Consider the following 19,827-nt stretch of genomic DNA (forward strand, 5'->3'; position numbering starts at 1 on the left):
TTCTCTTGGGTGACTCGCTCAGTCATCAAGCTGGCTGCGAAGGCAACTCCTTCCGCTACGTCGTCTGACTAGACTGGCCCCTCACTCAAAAAATAATAAGAAAATGTGCCAAGGAGGTCGTTACCGTGAGCCTAGCCCCCGTTCTATCGCCACAGAATGTCAAAGACCAGGTCAGCGCTGCCGAATGGCAAACCCGTGTCGAGCTGGCGGCCTGCTATCGCCTGGTGGCACTGCATGGCTGGGATGACCTGATCTTCACGCATATTTCCGCCAAGGTGCCGGGCACCGATGATTTTCTGATCAACCCCTACGGGCTGATGTTCCACGAAATCACCGCCTCAAGCCTGGTCAAGGTTGATCAGGCCGGCAACAAGTTGATGGACAGCCCCTACGAGATCAACCCTGCGGGCTACACGATTCACAGTGCCATCCATGCAGTGCGCCACGATGTGGCGTGCGTGATACACACCCACACACCGTCGGGTGTGGCCGTCTCCGCCCAGAAGCAGGGCGTGTTGCCGATCAGCCAGCAATCGTTGTTCGTGCTTGCCAGCCTGGCCTATCACGCCTACGAAGGCGTGGCGCTTAACCCTGAAGAAAAAGCGCGCCTGCAGGCAGACCTGGGCGAAAAAAATTTCCTGATGCTGCACAACCATGGCCTGCTGACCTGCGGCGGCACCATCGCCGACACGTTCCTGATGATGTTCACCTTCCAGCGTGCCTGCGATATCCAGGTGCTGGCGCAAAACGGCGCGGCCGAATTGATTAGCATCGAGCCGCAGATTCTTGCGGGCGCCAAGGCCATGGTGGCGGCTGTCACAAAGAGTGCCCAAGGTATGGGGGGCGCGCTGGCCTGGCCGGCGCTGCTGCGTAAATTGGACCTGCAAGATCCCGGGTATAAAAGCTGATGCCACTCGCCGAAATCCCGCTCAGAGCCTGGCGCAAACGTAGCCAGGAATTCATCTTCCGTGGCCGTAAGATCCGTTACTGGGTGGCCGGGCAGGGCGAACCGCTGCTGTTGATTCATGGTTTCCCCACCGCCAGCTGGGACTGGCACTACCTGTGGCAGCCGCTGGCCCAGCGCAACCTGGTGATCGCGTGCGACATGCTGGGGTTCGGCGAATCGGCCAAGCCGGTGGACCACGATTATTGCCTGCTGGAACAAGCCGATCTGCAACAGGCGTTGCTCGACTACCTGCGCGTGGAGCAGCCGGTGCACGTGTTGGCCCACGACTACGGCGACAGCGTCGCCCAGGAACTGCTCGCCCGCCATTACGAAGGCCGGTTTCAGATGGCCAGCTGCGTGTTCCTCAATGGCGGGCTATTTCCGGAAACCCATCGCCCGGCGCTGGTGCAGAAGCTACTGCTCAGCCCGCTCGGCTGGATGATCGGCCGCGCGTTTGGGCGCAATGCCTTGTCGAACAGTTTCAGCCAGATTTTCGGCCCGACTACGCGGCCCAGTGAAAGCGCGCTGGATGATTTCTGGAGCCTGATCAATTGCAATGACGGTACGCGCATCCTGCACAAACTGATCGCCTACATTCCCCAGCGCCGTCGATTGCGGGAGCGCTGGGTGGACGCGATGCAGCGTGGCGAAGTGCCGTTGTGTGTGATCGATGGCGAAGTCGACCCGATCTCCGGCGCGCACATGGTGGAGCGTTATCACCAATTGGTGCCGCATGCTGACACGGTGTTGCTGGCCAATATCGGCCATTACCCGCAGATTGAAGCGCCGGTGCTGGTGCTCAAGCATTACCTGGCGTTTCGCGAGCGCATCGGCCAGCCGGCGCCGCGCGTGGCCTATTCCTGAGCTGCACAAGGGGCTTCCTGTGGCAAGCGGGTCTGTTGTGGCTAGCGGGCTCGCCACTGAGAAGGTGGTGGATCATCCCGCTGCCTTATCGCGCACCATTCAGCCTCGGCCGACTTTATTGTGACCAGAGGCTGTGTGCCTGACACTCAAGCCATTCCCATTGTGGCCAGCGGAGTTCGGTATGAGTGAGTCAGTGCAGTTCCAGGATAAGGTCGTGATCGTCACCGGTGCCGGCGGTGGGTTGGGTCGGGCGCATGCGCTGCTGTTCGCCAGGCACGGTGCCAAAGTGCTGGTCAATGACCTCGGCGGTTCTACCCAGGGCGAAGGCGCCAATGCGTCGGCTGCCGACCGCGTGGTCGCCGAGATCCGCGAGGCGGGCGGCATTGCCGAAGCCAACCATGACTCTGTCACCGACGGTGACAAAATCGTGCAGCACGCGCTCGACGTGTTTGGTCGCATCGATGTGGTGGTGAACAACGCCGGCATTCTGCGCGACAAGACCTTCCACAAAATGGACGACAGCGACTGGGACCTGGTTTACCGGGTGCATGTCGAAGGCGCCTACAAAGTCACTCGCGCCGCCTGGCCGCATTTGCGCGAGCAGGGTTATGGCCGGGTGATCTTTACCGCGTCCACCTCAGGCATCTACGGCAACTTCGGCCAATCCAACTACGGCATGGCCAAGCTGGGTTTGTATGGCTTGACCCGCACCCTGGCACTGGAAGGGCGCAAGAACAACATCCTGGTCAACGCCATCGCCCCTACCGGCGGCACGCGTATGACCGAAGGCCTGATTCCGCCGCAAGTGTTCGAGCGCCTCAAACCGGAGCTGGTCAGCCCGTTGGTGGTGTACCTGGGCAGCGAGGCATGCCAGGAAACGGCGGGGTTATTTGAAGTGGGCGGCGGCTGGATCGGCAAGACCCGTTGGGAGCGCAGCCTGGGTGTGGGGTTTGACCCCGAAGCCGGGTTCTCACCGGATGATGTGGCGGCGCACTGGGCGCAGATTTGCGACTTTGAAGGCGCGGCTCACCCCAAGGACAATATCGAGGCATTGAAGGAGATGATGGCCAACTTGCAGAAGTTCAGCCTCTGATCGTTGCTTGAACACGATTGAATCTGACGGGGCGCTGATAGCGCCCCGTTTTATTGCGGGCATAAAAAAGGCCGCTGCAAAGGCAGCGGCCGAAGTAAGACGTTGGATCAAGGAGCGACAAATCAACGTCAGTGAACAGCGGTAATAGATTGATTCAACGGGTCAATCTATTGGAATCAGACTTTTCCTGCTTTTACACAAGCGGGCTGTTTGCCCTGAAAGCCCGCTTAGAATAGTCGTCTGTAACAAAATGAGTAATAGCGGTTCAGGACAAGGACTGTTGCAAAATCAGTAACGATCGTTCCTGCGCTCCGCATGGAAATGCAGGCGGTGATGGGCTTCAGAGGGACGCAGAGCGTCCCTGGAGGCATTCCCACGCGGAGCGTGGGAACGATCATCGGCCTATCTATCTTTTTGATAACCCGTCATCTATCCAATCCATAGCCGTGCGCAAACCCCGGCCAGAGCGCCTGTTAATCCTTTCGAGCGACACTGCGAATACCCCTTTGGTGCGCTTATCGCTCCTGACGAGCGGCAGTAGGGTGGGGCCTTCTGTCACTCACCGGGGAAGACGCATGACAAAAACAACAATGCGCGCCATCTTCACGCCACAGGCGCTGGCTGCGGCGGTTGCACTGGGCTGCTGCGCCCAGGCACAGGCTGTTTCGTTCAACATTGGCGAGATCGAAGGGCAATTCGATTCCTCGCTGTCGGTGGGCGCCAGTTGGGGCATGCGCGATGCCGACAAAAAGCTGGTGGGCGTGCCCAATGGCGGCACGGGGCAGGCGTCTACCGGTGATGACGGGCGGCTGAATTTCAAGAAGGGCGAGACCTTCTCCAAGATCTTCAAGGGCATCCACGACCTGGAGCTCAAATACGGCGACAGCGGCGTATTCGTGCGCGGCAAATACTGGTACGACTTCGAACTGCAGGACGAAGACCGCGAGTTCAAACAGATCAGCAACCACCATCGCGACGAAGGCGCGCGCTCTTCCGGCTATGAACTGCTCGACGCTTTCGTCTATCACAACTATTCGATTGGCGATCTGCCCGGCAACGTGCGCGTCGGCAAGCAAGTGGTGAGTTGGGGCGAGAGTACGTTCATCGGCAACTCGATCAACAGCATCAACCCCATCGACGTGTCGGCCTTCCGCCGTCCAGGTGCGGAGATCAAGGAAGGCCTGATTCCGGTGAACATGCTGTTTGCCTCCCAGAGCCTCACCAATCAGCTTTCGGTTGAAGGTTTCTACCAACTGAACTGGGAAAACACCGTGGTGGATAACTGCGGCACCTTCTTTGGTAACGACGTGGTAGCCCACGGCTGCAACAGCAACTACACCGTCGGCAGCCCGGCGATTGCGCCGTTGCAACCGGTGGCCGCAGCGTTCGGCCAGGGCTTTCAAGTCACACGCGAAGGCGTGGTGGTGCAGCGCGCCAAGGACCGCGAAGCCCGCGATGGCGGCCAGTTCGGTGCGGCCTTGCGCTGGCTCGGCGATGACACCGAGTACGGCCTGTACTTCATGAACTACCACAGCCGCACGCCGACCGTGGGCACGCTGACCGCCAACACCAACCTGGCGACCATCGGCCGAATTGCGGCCACCGCCAATGCCATCGCACCTGGCAGCGGCTCGGGCCTGGCCCAGAGCACCATGCTCGGGCGTGGCCAGTATTACCTCGATTACCCGGAAGACATTCGCCTGTACGGCGCCAGTTTTTCCACCACTTTGCCCACCGGCACCGCCTGGACCGGCGAAATCAGCTATCGCCCGAATGCGCCGGTGCAACTCAACACCACCGACCTGACCCTGGCGCTGGTCAACCCGATCGCCGGCCAAACCGCCTCGCCGATCCGCAGCTCGTTCGGCTCGGATAACGCCGGTTATCGCCGCAAGGAAATCACCCAGATCCAGAGCACCATGACCCAGTTCTTCGACCAGGTGCTGGGCGCCGAACGCCTGACCTTGGTGGGTGAGGCGGCGTTCGTGCACGTCGGCGGGCTGGAGGCCAAAACCAAACTGCGCTACGGCCGTGACTCGGTGTACGGCGCCTATGGTTTCCAAGGCGATACCGATGGCTTTGTCACCGCCAACTCCTGGGGTTATCGCGCCCGCGCCATCCTCGACTACAACAACGTGTTTGCCGGGGTGAACCTCAAGCCCAACTTGTCCTGGTCCCATGACGTCAGCGGTTACGGGCCCAACGGGATTTTCAACGAAGGCGCCAAGGCGATCAGCGTCGGCGTGGATGCGGACTACCGCAACACCTACACCGCCAGCCTTAGCTACACCGACTTTTTCGGCGGCGACTACAACACCCTCACCGACCGCGACTTTATCGCCCTCAGCTTCGGCGTGAACTTCTGATCGGGTTTAAGGAAGGACAACAACCTATGCGTAAGATATTTGCAGTGATGGCCCTGAGTCTGCTGGCCACCCACGTGATGGCGGCGGTGTCGCCTGAAGAAGCCGCCAAGCTCGGCACCAGCCTTACGCCGGTCGGCGCCGAAAAAGCCGGCAACGCCGACGGCTCGATCCCGGCCTGGACCGGCGGCATCCCCAAAAACGCCGGTGCGGTGGACAGCAAGGGCTTTCTGGCCGACCCGTTTGCTAACGAAAAACCGCTGTTCGTGATCACCGCCGCCACGGTCGACAAGTACAAAGACAAACTCTCCGACGGCCAGGTGGCGATGTTCAAGCGCTACCCCGAGACCTACAAGATCCCGGTGTACCCGACCCACCGCACGGTTAACCTGCCGCCGGACATCTACGAGTCGATCAAGCGCAGCGCGTTGAACGTGCACGCGATCAACGACGGCAATGGCCTGGAAAACTTCACCGGCAACCGCTACTACGCCTTCCCGATTCCGAAGAATGGCGTTGAGGTGCTGTGGAACCACATCACCCGTTACCACGGCGGCAACCTCAAGCGCATCATCACCCAGGCCACTCCGCAAACGAATGGCAGCTACACGCCGATCCGCTTCGAAGAAGAAGTGGCGGTGCCCCAAGCCATCCCGGATATCGACCAGGCCAAGGCGGCCAACGTGCTGAGCTTCTTCAAGCAATCGGTGACCGCCCCGGCACGCCTGGCGGGCAACGTGCTGCTGGTGCACGAAACCCTCGACCAGGTGAAGGAGCCGCGCCTGGCCTGGATCTACAACGCCGGCCAGCGCCGTGTGCGCCGCGCCCCGCAAGTGTCTTACGACGGCCCGGGCACCGCCTCCGACGGCCTGCGCACCACCGACAACTTCGACATGTTCTCCGGTGCCCCCGACCGCTACGACTGGAAGCTGGTGGGCAAAAAAGAGATGTACATCCCCTACAACAGCTACAAGCTCGATTCGCCGACCCTCAAGTACGACGACATCATCAAGGCCGGGCATATCAACCAGGACCTGACCCGTTATGAGCTGCACCGGGTGTGGGAAGTGGTCGGCACCGTCAAGCCGAGCGAGCGGCACATCTACGCCAAGCGCCACATGTACATCGACGAAGACAGCTGGCAAGTCGCGCTGGTGGATCACTACGACGGCCGTGGCCAACTGTGGCGTGTCGCCGAAGGCCATGCGCAGTTCTACTACGACCACCAAGTGCCGGCCTACACCGTGGAAACGCTTTACGACATCATCGCCGGGCGCTACATCGCGCTGGGGATGAAGAATGAGGAGAAACACAGTTTCGTGTTCGGCTTTGCGGCCAAGGCGGCGGATTACACCCCGGCGGCGTTGAGGTCTGAGGGCGTGCGCTGACCCTCAATCCAACCGGGATCAAAATGTGGGAGCGGGCTTGCTCGCGAAGGCGGAGTGTCAGTCACCGAATGATTAGACTGATACACCGCCTTCGCGAGCAAGTCGAATCGTCGCACCGCCGCTCCCACATTTGGTTTTGTGCATGGCTATAAATCACCCCGCTGAATACTTCTTCAACAACCGCCGACCACAGGACTAGGGTAGGCGCCAGGTTGCATAACAATAAAAAGCAGGATGCAGCAATGACCGCCATGACACGCTGCCTGGACCGTCCTGGATTCATGCCACGGCTGTCCGCCCACCACCTGTTGCGCCCACGCTTGGCCGAGCCTTTGCTCGCGGCGCAGGTCAGGGTGAAGTTGCTCTGCGCGCCGGGCGGCAGCGGCAAGAGCGCGTTGCTCGCCGAGTGTGCGTTGCAGGCGCCGGTGGGGTGCCAAGTGTATTGGCTGGCGCTCAATGGCGTCGTACTCAGCGCCGATGCGTTCTGCGCCCGGCTGGCGCAAAACCTTGGCCTGGCGTTTATCGACGAAGCCACCTTGCTGCTCGACCTCAGCCGCTGGCAAACCACGGCGTGGATATTCCTTGATGATTTCTGTCGCCTGCCCGCCCCCGAACTGGACGCCTTGCTCGACCGTTTGCTCACCGCCGCCAGCCCGACGCTGACCTGGTGGCTGGGCACGCGGCGGCGCCCGCTGTGCAACTGGCCGCGCCTGCTGCTCGACGATGAGTTATTGGCGTGCAGCGAGTTGATGTTCAGCCCTGCGGAAATCCAGCAGTTGCTCGGCCCCGTGCAAAGCGTCGACAGCGTGATGCAATTCAGCGGCGGCTGGTGCGCGGGCGTGCGCATCGCTTTGCTGGGCGACGGTCACCCGGACAAGACACTGCTCGACTACCTGCAACACGAACTCTTCAGCACCTTGCCCGCCGAACTGGCCGAGGCCTGGCGCGTATTGGCGCATTTGCCGCGGTTCAATCCGAGCCTGTGTGAGCACCTGTTCGGTGCTGGCGACGGCGATCAGTACCTGCGCGATTTGCAAGCGCTCGGTGCGTTTATCCAGCCGTGGGAAGACACCACCGATTGGCTGCAGGTATTCCCGCCCTTGGCGCAGTTGATCCGCGATGAGCCTTGGCCGGCCAAGCGCGGCTGGCACCGACGCGCCTGCCAATGGTTCACCACACAAGAGGATTGGCAGGCCGCCTTCGAACAGGCGCTGCTGGCCGAAGCCTATGAAGTGGCGGTGAGTCTGCTGCAACACTTCAGTTTCGAAGACCTGTTCCGCCAGCAGAACGCGGTGCTGCTGTTGCGTCTGCATGAGCAGCATGGCGATGAGTTGATGCTCGGTTCGGCGCAACTGGTCGGCTTGGTCACGGCGGCATTGCTGTTTGCCGGGCGCTTCGACCAGGCGGCCGTGTGTATCGACCAACTGGCCCGGTTCGCGCCGCAACCGACGGCGGCGCAACAGCGTTATCTGCTGGCGCGCTGGCAGGCGCAATGGGGCTGGCTGTTGCATTTGAGCGGCGATGCCGAGCGTTCCCGCGAGCATTTCCTGGAGGCGCTGCAAGCCTTGCCCGACAGCGCCTGGACCTCGCGCCTGATGTGCCTGTCGGGTCTGACTCAGCAAGCCTTGCTGCGCGGTGAACTGGACGTGGGCCAAGCCTTGAACCGCGAAGCCCTGTGCCTGGCCCGCGCCCATGGCTCGTTAGTGCTTGAGGCGTTGCTGGAGCTGGATCACGCGCAATTGCTGGAGCAACGCGGCGCGCCGTATCGGGCGCAAAGCCTGCTGGAAAATGTGCAGGCGATGCTGGTTCGCCAGCGACTCAAGGCCGGGCCTTTGGCGGGGCGGATCGCGTTGCGGCGTGGGCACCTGGCGTTGCGCCAGGGGCAGGACAGCCTGGCCGCCGAGTGCTTCGAGGCCGGTTTGACGATGTGCCTGCACAGCCAGGACAAGCGCGTGTTGTATGGGTTTCTCGGCCTGGCGCTGCTGGCGGCGAATCGTGGCGATTACGCCCAGGCCTTTATTCAACTGCGCGAGGCCGAGCGGTTGATGCAGCAACGTCATGTGCCGGACACGGTGTATCGCGCGGTGCTGCTGTTGGTCAGTGGGCACTTCTGGTTGCAGCAGGGCCGCGCCGAATTGACCCTGGAAGCGGTGCGTCGGGTGCTGCGTCACTTTCGCGGGCCTTGTGCCAAGCAAGCACCGCCGGCCACATTGGAACTCATCCCGCGCCTGGAGTATTTGCTGGTGCTGGCCGAGGTCAAGCTGGGCTGTGCCGAGCAACCTATTGAGCGGCTGAAGGCCTTGCTGGATACCACCCGGCAACGCGGCATGCTCTGCCTGGAAACTGAATTGCAGTTGGTGCTGGGCGAGGTCGCCTGGCAACTGGGGGATCCGGCGTTGGCCCGCAGCGCGCTGCAAGCTGGTTTGGAGCTGGCGGGGCGTTGCCAGGTGCAGCAGGCGATTCGTGAGCTGCGTTTGCGCTCGCCGGGGTTGTTGAGTGAGTTGGGCCTGGAGGCGCAAACGTCGTCCACCGGGGTGGCGGAGAACCCGTTGAGCCAGCGGGAGTTGGAAGTGTTGCAGTTGATCGCCTTGGGTAATTCAAATTTGGAAATCGCGGATCGGCTGTTTATTTCTTTGCACACGGTTAAGACTCATGCGCGGCGTATACACAGCAAGCTGGGTGTGGAGCGGCGCACGCAGGCGGTGGCGAAGGCCAAGATGTTGGGGTTGATGGGGTAGCCACAAAACCCCTTTAAGGGCAAAAACCTGTGGGAGCGGGCTTGCTCGCGAAAGCGGTGGGTCAGTCACAGTATGTGTTGACTGGACTACTGCTTTCGCGAGCAAGCCCGCTCCCACATTTGATCTCTGTTGAATTGAGGTTTTGCGCTAGGTGCAGAAGGCTTGGCGGTATTCGCTGGGGGTTGCGCCCGTGGCTTGGCGGAAGCGTTGGCTGAAGTGGCTGGCGCTGGAGAAGCCACATAGCCAGGCGATTTCAGCCAGGGGCAGGGCGCCGCTGCGCAGCAAGGTTTGTGCGCGCGCCAGGCGGCGTGCCAGCAGGTATTGGTGGGGCGGCAGGCCGAAGCTTTGGCGGAACATCCGCGCGAAATGGTATTCGGACAACGCGCATATTCCGGCCAGTTGCCCCAGGCTGATCGGGTCTTCCAGGTGGTGGTCGATGTAGTCGACCAACAGCCGTCGCTGATGCGCGGCCAGCCCGCCTTTCAAACGCAGCCCGTCGCGTGCGCCGACTTGGCTGAGCAAGGTGTGGCTGAGCATTTCATGCGCCAGGCTGCTGGTCAGCAGGCGCTCGGCGGGCTCGTGCCAGTTGAGGGCGATCAGCTGGTGAAAGCGCCGGGCCTGGCTGGCGTCTTCAAGAAAGGTGCTTTCGCGCAATTGCAGTTCGCGCGGTTCGCGGTCGAGCAAGGTGACGCAGCCGAGGGCGAATTGCTCCGGGCTGAAATACACGTGGGCCAGGCGAATCTCGCCGTTGATCACCCACGCCGACTGGTGCTCGGCCGGCAGGATGCACAGTTTATCGGGGCCGCCCTTGGTGCCGGGCTGGTCGCGGCGAAACGTGCCGGTGCCGCCGCCGATGTAGCAGGACAACGTGTGGTGGGTGGGCGCCTGGTAATCCTGGGCGTCGTGATGGTTGCTCCACAAAGCGGCGGACAAGCCGTCACCCAGCTCGGCGCAGGCTTCAAGGCGAGCGTTGGGCGAGCGGTTTAGGGCTTGAAAGACTTGCAGCGATTCCAGCTCTGGCATGGTTGTTCTCTCCGACGCCTTGCATCCTACTCCGCGTCGCCGTTGCTGTGATCCCGGCACCCGACAAAAGCGCAAGAATATGCAAGAGCGCTCCCGGGGCGGCGGGCGACACTGTGGCTCAATCACCGGAGCCCGCCATGAACCTTTTCCTGTATTTACTCACCGTGCTCATCTGGGGCACCACCTGGATCGCGCTTAAATGGCAATTGGGCGTCGTGGCCATTCCTGTGTCGATCGTCTATCGCTTTGGCCTGGCGGCGTTGGTGCTGTTTGCGCTGTTGCTGCTCAGCCGCAAGTTGCAGGTGATGAACCGGCGCGGGCACCTGATCTGCCTGGCCCAGGGCTTGTGCCTGTTTTGCGTCAACTTCATGTGCTTTCTGACGGCCAGCCAGTGGATCCCCAGCGGTTTGGTGGCGGTGGTGTTTTCCACGGCCACGCTGTGGAACGCCCTCAATGCGCGGGTGTTTTTTGGCCAGCGGGTGGCGCGTAACGTGTTGATGGGCGGCGCGCTGGGGCTGCTGGGGTTGGGCTTTTTGTTCTGGCCTGAGTTGGTCGGGCATACCGCCAGCCCGCAGACTTTGCTGGGCCTGGGCTTGGCGCTGTTGGGGACGATGTGTTTTTCGGCCGGCAACATGCTCTCCAGTTTGCAGCAGAAGGCGGGGCTCAAGCCCTTGACCACCAATGCCTGGGGCATGGCGTATGGCTCGGTGATGCTGGCGACTTATTGCGCGGTGCGTGGAATTCCCTTCGACATGGATTGGAGCGCGCGGTATGTCGGGGCGCTGTGGTACTTGGTGATTCCGGGGTCGGTGATTGGGTTTACCGCGTACCTTACGCTGGTGGGGCGTATGGGGCCGGAGCGCGCGGCGTATTGCACGGTGCTGTTTCCGGTGGTGGCGCTGAATGTGTCGGCGTTTGCCGAGGGGTATCAGTGGACGGCGCCGGCGTTGATGGGGTTGGTGTTGGTGATGTTGGGGAATGTGTTGGTGTTTCGCAAGGCTAGGCCCTCTCAGCTTGTGAACCCGGTCTTAAAGGCCAAGCAGGTTTAAAAATGTGGTGACCTTCTTATTTCATTCCGAGGCGTTTGGCCATTCGGCCCAGGTTGGCGCGGTCGAGGCCGAGTTCGCGGGCGGCGCTGGCCCAGTTGTGCTGGTGGCGCTCCAGGCAGGCGCTGATGATTTGGCGTTGATAGTGTTCGGTGGCCTGGCGCAGGTCGCCGGTGGCGACGGCGGCTGTTTCGGCCTGGGCTTCGATCACCGGCGACGCACTGACGTCGGGCAGGTCCAGGTCCTGGGCGCTCAGGCTCAAAATCCTCGGACGTTCGCGACAGTTTCCCAGTGCTTTTAGCGCGCTGCGTCCGACCAAATGTTCCAGCTCGCGCACATTGCCCGGCCAGTTGTAGGCGAGCAGCGCCGCCTGGGCATCGCTGGTCAGGCGCAGGCTGCCCAGGCCCATGCGCGAACGGTTCTGTTCGAGGAAAAACCCGGCCAGCAGCAGTACATCGCGACCGCGCTCACGCAGCGCCGGCACTTGCAGCGGGTACACGCTCAGGCGGTGATAGAAGTCGGCGCGGTAGCGGCCATTGCGCACTTCTTCGGCCAGGTCGCGGTTGGTCGCGGCGATCAGGCGCACGTCCACTTGGTGTTCCTTGTCCGAACCCAGGCGCTGTAACTGGCCGCTTTGCAGCACGCGCAGCAGTTTGGCCTGCACGGTTAGCGACAACTCGCCCACTTCGTCCAGAAACAAGGTGCCACCATTGGCCAGCTCGAACTTGCCGCGGCGCTCGTTCAACGCGCCGGTAAAGGCCCCGCGCACATGCCCGAACAGCTCGCTCTCCACCAGGGTTTCCGGCAAGGCGGCGCAGTTGAGGCTGATCAAGGGCTTGTCCGCGCGGGCCGATGCCGCGTGGATGGCCTGGGCCACCAGCTCTTTGCCCACGCCGGTTTCGCCAGTGATCAACACGGTCAGGTCACTGCCGCCCACCAGTTTGATTTCCTCGACCAAGTGCTTGTGCGCCTTGCTCTGGCCGATCATTTCCTTGTGCTGCTGGCCGCTGGCCTGGCGGTAGATCTCGGCGCGCTGATGTTCATCTTCGGCGCGCAACGCCAGGCGCTCGATGCGTTCAGCGACGTTGACCGTGGCCGCAGCCAAGCTGGCGAAGGCTTGCAGGGCATCCAGTTCGACGCGCTCGAAACGCTCGGTGTCGAGGGCGTCGAGGGTCAGCAGGCCCCAGGGTTTGTCGTCGATAAACAGCGGGCAGCCCATGCAGTCATGCACTTCCAGGTGCCCATGCAGGCCATCAACCAGGCCGTCGTAGGGGTCGGGCAGTTCGCTGTCGCTGTCAAAACGGGTTGGGCCCGGGCTGCTCAGCAGCACGCCGAAGCGCGGGTGCTCGCTGACCTTGAAGCGCCGGCCAAGGGTGTCGGCGCTCAAGCCATCCACCGCCAGTGGCACCAGCCATTCGCCGTCCAGGCGCAACAACGCGGCGGCGTCGCACGGCAGCAGGGCGCGCATCGCTTGCAGCAGGCGCCGGTAGCGCTCGCCTTCGGGCAGCTCGCGGGACAGGTCGGCGACCAGCGGCAGCAGGGTGGTGAGCAGGGATTGTGCAGTCATATTGACTCCTTGTAGTCCTAATGACTATATCGCGTAGGAAGTCATATTGACTAGATGCCACTCAAGCCATTGAAAAACAACGATTTATAAGTTGGCACGAATACTGAGTAGAGAAGGGCAATCAGTAAAAAGACTCAGGAGTCTGCCATGCTTAGTGCCCAAGACCGTGCCATCGTCAAATCCACTGTGCCCCTGCTGGAAAGCGGCGGTGAAGCCCTGATCACGCATTTCTACCGCATGATGCTCAGCGAGTACCCCGAGGTTCGCCCGCTGTTCAACCAGGCCCACCAAGCCAGCGGCGACCAACCCCGCGCCCTGGCCAACGGCGTGCTGATGTACGCGCGGCATATCGACCAGCTCGACCAGTTGGGCGACCTGGTGGCCAAGATCATCAACAAGCACGTGGCGTTGCAGATCCTGCCGGAGCACTACCCGATTGTGGGCGCGTGCCTGTTGCGTGCCATCTCTGAAGTACTGGGCAGCGAGATCGCCACGCCTGAGGTGATGAGTGCATGGGGCGCCGCCTACGGCCAGTTGGCCGAGATCCTGATCGGCGCCGAAGCCGCGATCTACGACGAAAAGGCCCAGGCCCCAGGCGGCTGGCGCGGTGCGCGGCCGTTCCTGCTGGTGAAGCGGGTAGAGGAAAGCGACGAAATCATCTCGTTCTACTTCGCCCCGGTGGATAACGGCCCGATCCTGGCCGCCGCGCCTGGCCAGTACATCGGCATGAAGCTGGTGCTGGAGGGCGAGGAGGTGCGCCGCAACTATTCCCTGTCCGCCTTGAGTGACGCGGGTGTGTACCGCATCAGCGTCAAGCGCGAGGCGGGTGGGCGAGTGTCCAACTACCTGCATGACCAGATGCACGTCGGCGCCACCCTTGATCTGTTCCCGCCCTCCGGCGAGTTCACCCTGGCGGCCAGCGACAAACCGCTGGTGCTGATCAGCGGCGGGGTGGGCATCACACCGACTTTGCCGATGCTCGAAGCAGCCCTGGCCACCGAGCGCCCGGTGCACTTTATCCACTGCGCGCGTAACGGCGGCGTGCATGCGTTCCGTGACTGGGTGGACACCCTGGCGGCCAAGCACCCGCAGCTCAAGCGCTTCTACTGCTACGCCGAAGACGATGGCGTGAGCCCGGCGGCGGACAAGGTTGGGATGCTGAGCCAGGAGCAACTGGCCGCCTGGTTGCCCGAACAGCGCGACCTGGACGCCTACTTCCTCGGCCCTAAAGGCTTCATGGCCGCCATCAAACGCCACCTGAAGGCTTTGGGCGTCCCTGATAACCAGGCGCGCTACGAATTCTTCGGCCCCGCCTCGGCTCTGGAATAATTTTTCCGGCAACAACACCGGCCAAATGTGGGAGCGGGCTTGCTCGCGAAAGCGGTGGATCAGTCACTTATAAGTCGACTGACACGCCGCCTTCGCGAGCAAGCCCGCTCCCACATTTGTTTCTCTATTCCTCCAGATTAATCCGCCGTTAACCCCCCAATGTTTTAACCACTCCCTGTGTGTAAACTTGCGGCCATCAGGCACAACCATAATCAGGCAAAGGGAAACGGGATGAGTGACGAATTGCGTTTAGGCAGGGAGCGGCGCTTTCTGGTGTTGCTGGGCATCATCTGCCTGGCGCTGATCGGCGGTGCGCTGTACATGCAAGTGGTGTTGGGCGAGGCGCCGTGCCCGCTGTGCATCCTGCAACGGTATGCGTTGCTGTTGATCGCGGTCTTCGCCTTCATCGGCGCCGCCATGCGCACCAAAGGCGCGGTCACCCTGTTTGAAGGGCTGGTGGTCATCAGTGCCCTGGGTGGCGTGGCGGCGGCGGGTCATCACGTGTACACCCAGTTCTTCCCCGAGGTCAGCTGCGGCATCGACGTTCTGCAACCGATCGTCGATGAGTTGCCACTGGCCAAGGTGTTCCCGCTGGGCTTCCAGGTGGACGGCTTCTGCAGCACGCCGTATCCGCCGATCCTGGGCTTGTCCCTGGCGCAATGGGCGCTGGTGGCGTTCGTGCTGACGGTGATCCTGGTGCCACTGGGCATCTATCGGAATCGCCAACGCAAGGCCTGACCCGACTCACTGAAACGCCCCGTTCTTCATTCAAGGAAGGACGGGGCGTTTTTGTATGTAGGGATTTGTGAAAGGGGCGTGACGAAGGACAAGATCAGGTGCGCACAGCGTGCGACATGTTGTCACACGGACACTGTCGCAGGACGTTTCTGACGCACCGAGCCACCGCTTAAATTTGCATAAAACCGCAAAGATGTGCTGTCAGTTCGTCGTTTGAGCGATGCCACGAATGTCGCGCAGTCCGAGCCAATCGGTGATGTCCGAATGCCTTGTTTTATGGGGACTTGGATCCGTTTTGCATGCCCTTACAAGCTGTAAGGGCTGAGGGGCTTTACGCAATAACACGGCAATTTTTGTGGTTTTTGTTGAGAATCGAACACGATAAGATCCCGAACCTTTGCAAGATTGGTGAAGGATTGTTGCTGGAATCGATAAAAATTATTTCTTTATAAGACATGGTTTATACATCGCTAGCTAACTACAATCGCCCGCACTGAATGTCCGGTGCTGTTCAATATTTGAGCATTGGAGCGGTCGAGGGGCAGATGGATGGCTCTGTGCGACCCCAGGTTCCGGCAAGCCTTTCAACTATCCGCACCAAATGGAATTGGTCTGTAACAAGGCCTTTAACCACGAAATCGAATAAGAACTCACCGCAGGTCCGTGAAACGTCCATTTATGGCGTGCCGGGCAGGCTCTTATTCAATCGAAGAGAAATGCCAACCCTTGGCAGGGTGAAGTGTTGGCGATCAAAACCCAACTGCATTGCGCAAGCTGCTTTAGAGGTCGTGAGATGAGTAAAAACAGGTACCCCCGATTACTAGGCTTTTTGCCGCTGCTTGGCATGCTGTTAATGCTGGGAGGCTGCAAGTGGACCTTGCTCGACCCAAAAGGACAGGTCGGTCTGGATGAACGAAACCTGATCATCACCGCCACCCTGCTGATGCTGCTGGTCGTGGTCCCCGTGATCATTATGACCTTCGCCTTCGCCTGGAAATACCGCGCGTCGAACACCAGCGCCACCTACGCGCCGAAGTGGTCGCACTCCACCAAGATCGAAGTTGCAGTCTGGCTGGTGCCGATCCTCATCATCATTGCCCTGGGTTATGTGACCTACAAGTCCACCCACGCTCTGGACCCGTACCGTCCGCTGGAATCCGACGTCAAGCCGATCAACATCGAAGTGGTCGCGCTGGACTGGAAGTGGCTGTTCATCTACCCGGACCTGGGTATCGCCACTGTTAACGAAATCCAGTTCCCGGAGCACACTCCGCTGAACTTCAAGATCACCTCCGACGCCGTGATGAACTCGTTCTTCATCCCTGCTCTGGGCGGCCAGATCTACGCGATGGCAGGCATGCAGACCAAGCTGCACCTGATCGCCAACCAGAAAGCTGAAATGGAAGGCATCTCCGCCAACTACAGCGGCGCTGGCTTCACCGGCATGAAATTCAAAGCGATCTCGACGAGCCAGGAAGATTTCGACGCCTGGGTCGCCAAAGTCAAGGCCGCACCTAAACAGCTTGATCAAGCTGAATACGACGCCCTTGCCAAACCAAGCCAGAACAACCCAGTCGCTCTGTACTCCACGTACACGCCGGACCTGTTTCAGAAAATCGTCGACAAGTACGAAGGTATGAAGCCAGGCAAACCGGTCAAGCACGAGAAGAAAGAAGTGGCCGTGGTTGAAGGTTCTGACACGGGCTCGCATTCAACTGCTGGGGCAGAGGAGTAAACGATGTTTGGTAAATTAAGTTGGGATGCGGTCCCGTTCCACGAGCCGATCGTAATGGTGACCATCGCCATGATCGCGCTGGGTGGTCTGGCACTGTTTGCTGCAATTACGTATTTCAAGAAGTGGACCTACCTGTGGACCGAGTGGTTGACGTCTGTCGACCACAAGAAAATCGGTGTCATGTACGTCATCGTTGCCATGGTCATGCTGCTGCGTGGTTTTGCCGACGCCATCATGATGCGTACCCAGTTGGCCATGGCCACCGAGGGTTCGCCTGGCTACCTGCCGCCTGAACACTATGACCAGATCTTCACCGCTCACGGTGTGATCATGATCATCTTCATGGCGATGCCATTCTTCACCGGCTTGATGAACCTGGCCTTGCCGCTGCAGATCGGTGCACGTGACGTTGCCTATCCGTTCCTGAACTCCTTGAGCTTCTGGCTGCTGGTTTCCGGCGTGGTACTGATCAACCTGTCCCTGGGCGTCGGCGAATTCGCCAAGACCGGCTGGGTTGCGTATCCGCCGTTGTCGGGCATTCAGTACAGCCCTGGCGTGGGTGTGGATTACTACATCTGGGCGCTACAGTTATCAGGGCTCGGGACGACATTGACGGGGGTCAACTTCCTGGCCACCGTCCTGAAAATGCGCGCCCCTGGCATGAAACTGATGGACATGCCGATCTTCACCTGGACCTGCACCTGGGCCAACGTCCTGATCGTGGCTTCGTTCCCGATCCTGGCCGCTACCATGGCGCTGCTGTCGCTTGACCGTTACCTGGATTTCCACATTTTCACCAACGAACTTGGTGGCAATCCAATGATGTACGTGAACCTGTTCTGGGCATGGGGTCACCCTGAGGTGTACATCCTGATCCTGCCAGCGTTCGGTATCTTCTCTGAAGTGATCTCGACCTTTACCGGCAAGCGCCTGTTCGGTCACCACTCGATGGTTTACGCATCGGGCGCAATCTCGGTACTGGGCTTCATGGTGTGGCTGCACCACTTCTTCACCATGGGTTCGGGTGCCAGCGTCAACGCCTTCTTCGGCCTGGCGACCATGCTGATTTCCATCCCGACGGGGGTGAAGCTATTCAACTGGCTATTCACCATCTACCACGGCCGTCTGCGCATCACCAGCCAGGTTCTGTGGACCCTGGGCTTCATGGTGACCTTCGCTATCGGCGGCATGACCGGCGTACTGCTGGCCATTCCGGGTGCTGACTTCGTACTGCACAACAGCCTGTTCGTGATCGCTCACTTCCACAACGTGATCATCGGTGGTGCTGTATTCGGTTACATCGCTGGTTTCAGCTTCTACTTCCCGAAAGCGTTCGGCTTCAAGCTGCACGAAGGTTGGGGCAAGGCTGCATTCTGGTTCTGGATCTCGGGCTTCTTCGTCGCGTTCATGCCGCTCTACGCATTGGGCTTCATGGGCATGACCCGTCGTCTGAACGCCACCACCAACCCTGAGTGGGTGCCGTACCTGTACGTCGCCATGTTCGGTGCGTTGATGATCGCTGCCGGTATCGCCTGCCAGCTGATCCAGCTGTACGTGAGTATCCGTGACCGTAAGCAGAACGCTTGCGAATCCGGCGACCCATGGAATGGCCACACCCTGGAATGGTCGACTTCGTCGCCTCCGCCGTTCTACAACTTCGCTGTGATCCCTACTGCGAACACGATCGATGCGTTCACCGAAGCCAAGGAAGACGGTACTGCGTACCAGCAACCCAAGCACTACGAGCCGATCCACATGCCGAACAACACCGCCACTGGCGTGGTGATGGGCGCGCTGTTGACCGTGTTCGGTTTCGCGATGATCTGGCACATCTGGTGGCTGGCAATCGTGGGCCTGGTAGGCACCATCGGTTACTTCATCATTCACGCTGCCCGTGATGATCAAGGCTACATGGTGCCGGTCGAGACGATCGAGCGCATCGAAGCCGAGCAACACGCTCGCCTGGTAGCCGAGAAGAAAATCCCGGCCAACCGTGTAGAAACCTCGTTGGAACAGGCTTAAACCATGTCGAACTTAGTGACCAATGCTGGACACGCCCATGTCGATGACCATGGGCACGATGACCATCACCACGACTCGGGGCCAATGACCGTATTCGGTTTCTGGCTCTACCTGATGACCGACTGCATCTTGTTTGCGTCGATCTTCGCGGTGTACGCGGTACTGGTAAACAACGTAGCGGGTGGCCCTTCGGGCCACGACATCTTCGAACTGCCTTACGTGCTCGGCGAAACCGCCTTGCTGTTGTTCAGTTCGATCACCTACGGCTTCGCCATGCTGGCCTTCTACAAGGGCAGCAAGAAAGGCGTACTGAGCTGGTTGGCACTGACCTTCCTGTTCGGCCTGGGCTTCATCGGCATGGAGATCAACGAGTTCCACCTGCTGATCTCCGAAGGCTACGGCCCGCACCGTTCCGGCTTCCTGTCCGCGTTCTTCACGCTGGTAGGCACCCACGGTCTGCACGTATCTGCCGGCCTGCTGTGGATGGCGGTGATGATGTATCAGGTCAATAAACACGGCCTGACCAACACCAACAAGACTCGCCTGAGCTGCCTGAGCCTGTTCTGGCACTTCCTGGACGTGGTCTGGATCTGCGTCTTCACCGTTGTTTACCTGATGGGGACTCTGTAATGGCTAATGCACACTCCCATGACCATGACAGCCATGATGCGAGCCACGGCAGCGTTAAGTCGTACGCCATCGGCTTCATCCTGTCGGTAATCCTGACGCTCATCCCGTTCGGTCTGGTGATGTACCCGACCCTGCCGAAGTCGATCACTTTGATGATCGTTCTGGCGTTCGCGGTGATTCAGGTTCTGGTTCACCTGGTGTACTTCCTGCACCTGGACCGTTCCAAAGAGCAGCGCGATAACGTGATTGCATTTGTGTTCGCAGGCCTTGTGATCCTGCTGCTGGTTGGTCTGTCGATCTGGATCATGTTCAGCATCCATACGTTCATGATGGCGAAGTGAGGTA

General features: G+C 60.4%; 15 protein-coding genes. 13 read left to right on the plus strand and 2 right to left on the minus strand.

The features are described 5' to 3' along the window. Nucleotides 1-125: 125 nt before the first annotated feature. The 6 genes from HX783_RS29005 (at nt 126) to HX783_RS29030 (ending at nt 9,392) form a co-directional block, all read left to right on the plus strand. Nucleotides 126-908, plus strand: coding sequence for a class II aldolase/adducin family protein (locus HX783_RS29005; RefSeq protein WP_177019148.1), 783 nt, complete (start codon nt 126-128; stop codon nt 906-908). Continuing rightward, nucleotides 908-1,810, plus strand: a complete 903-nt coding sequence (locus tag HX783_RS29010; RefSeq protein ID WP_177019149.1) for an alpha/beta fold hydrolase — start codon at nt 908-910, stop codon at nt 1,808-1,810. The genes HX783_RS29005 and HX783_RS29010 overlap by 1 nt, the downstream gene beginning before the upstream one ends. A 181-nt stretch (nt 1,811-1,991) precedes the next feature. Then, nucleotides 1,992-2,903, plus strand: a complete 912-nt coding sequence (locus HX783_RS29015) for an SDR family oxidoreductase (RefSeq protein ID WP_159959775.1) — start codon at nt 1,992-1,994, stop codon at nt 2,901-2,903. 575 nt (nt 2,904-3,478) lie between these two features. Next, entirely contained in the window at nt 3,479-5,269 is a 1,791-nt protein-coding gene (locus HX783_RS29020; protein ID WP_159959773.1) for a DUF1302 domain-containing protein, read from the plus strand. Between the two features lie 26 nt (nt 5,270-5,295). Continuing rightward, nucleotides 5,296-6,654, plus strand: coding sequence for a DUF1329 domain-containing protein (locus HX783_RS29025; protein WP_177019150.1), 1,359 nt, complete (start codon nt 5,296-5,298; stop codon nt 6,652-6,654). A gap of 242 nt (nt 6,655-6,896) precedes the next feature. Continuing rightward, nucleotides 6,897-9,392 (plus strand): LuxR C-terminal-related transcriptional regulator, encoded by a 2,496-nt coding sequence (locus HX783_RS29030; protein WP_177019151.1) that lies wholly within the window; start codon nt 6,897-6,899, stop codon nt 9,390-9,392. 147 nt (nt 9,393-9,539) lie between these two features. Here HX783_RS29030 and HX783_RS29035 read toward each other — a convergent pair whose 3' ends face one another. Beyond that, complete coding sequence (locus tag HX783_RS29035) at nt 9,540-10,415, minus strand: helix-turn-helix domain-containing protein (RefSeq protein ID WP_177019152.1); 876 nt, start codon at nt 10,413-10,415, stop codon at nt 9,540-9,542. 137 nt (nt 10,416-10,552) lie between these two features. Between HX783_RS29035 and HX783_RS29040 the strand changes: the two genes are divergently transcribed. Continuing rightward, nucleotides 10,553-11,464: a DMT family transporter gene (locus tag HX783_RS29040; protein WP_177019153.1), complete on the plus strand. Its 912-nt coding sequence runs from the start codon at nt 10,553-10,555 to the stop codon at nt 11,462-11,464. 16 nt (nt 11,465-11,480) lie between these two features. Here the strand turns inward: HX783_RS29040 and norR are convergent, their stop codons facing one another. After that, nucleotides 11,481-13,028, minus strand: a complete 1,548-nt coding sequence (gene norR, locus HX783_RS29045; RefSeq protein ID WP_177019154.1) for a nitric oxide reductase transcriptional regulator NorR — start codon at nt 13,026-13,028, stop codon at nt 11,481-11,483. A 147-nt stretch (nt 13,029-13,175) separates the two neighbouring features. Here norR and hmpA point away from each other — a divergent pair, with 147 nt between their 5' ends. The 6 genes from hmpA to cyoD all read left to right on the plus strand — a co-directional run bounded on the left by hmpA (nt 13,176) and on the right by cyoD (nt 19,823). Beyond that, entirely contained in the window at nt 13,176-14,357 is a 1,182-nt protein-coding gene (hmpA, locus tag HX783_RS29050) for an NO-inducible flavohemoprotein (RefSeq protein WP_177019155.1), read from the plus strand. Between the two features lie 231 nt (nt 14,358-14,588). Continuing rightward, the gene (locus tag HX783_RS29055; RefSeq protein ID WP_159959762.1) at nt 14,589-15,095 is read left to right on the plus strand and encodes a disulfide bond formation protein B; all 507 of its coding nucleotides are present in this window, start codon (nt 14,589-14,591) and stop codon (nt 15,093-15,095) included. Between the two features lie 793 nt (nt 15,096-15,888). Further along, complete coding sequence (gene cyoA, locus HX783_RS29060; RefSeq protein WP_177019165.1) at nt 15,889-16,830, plus strand: ubiquinol oxidase subunit II; 942 nt, start codon at nt 15,889-15,891, stop codon at nt 16,828-16,830. Nucleotides 16,831-16,833: 3 nt separating this feature from the next. Next, complete coding sequence (cyoB, locus tag HX783_RS29065) at nt 16,834-18,852, plus strand: cytochrome o ubiquinol oxidase subunit I (protein WP_053257915.1); 2,019 nt, start codon at nt 16,834-16,836, stop codon at nt 18,850-18,852. A gap of 3 nt (nt 18,853-18,855) precedes the next feature. After that, nucleotides 18,856-19,482 (plus strand): cytochrome o ubiquinol oxidase subunit III, encoded by a 627-nt coding sequence (locus HX783_RS29070; RefSeq protein ID WP_056858318.1) that lies wholly within the window; start codon nt 18,856-18,858, stop codon nt 19,480-19,482. After that, nucleotides 19,482-19,823: a cytochrome o ubiquinol oxidase subunit IV gene (cyoD, locus tag HX783_RS29075; protein ID WP_010206434.1), complete on the plus strand. Its 342-nt coding sequence runs from the start codon at nt 19,482-19,484 to the stop codon at nt 19,821-19,823. The genes HX783_RS29070 and cyoD overlap by 1 nt, the downstream gene beginning before the upstream one ends. Nucleotides 19,824-19,827 lie beyond the last annotated feature (4 nt).

The organism is Pseudomonas sp. D2002 (genome assembly GCF_013385735.1).
GTDB lineage: Bacteria > Pseudomonadota > Gammaproteobacteria > Pseudomonadales > Pseudomonadaceae > Aquipseudomonas.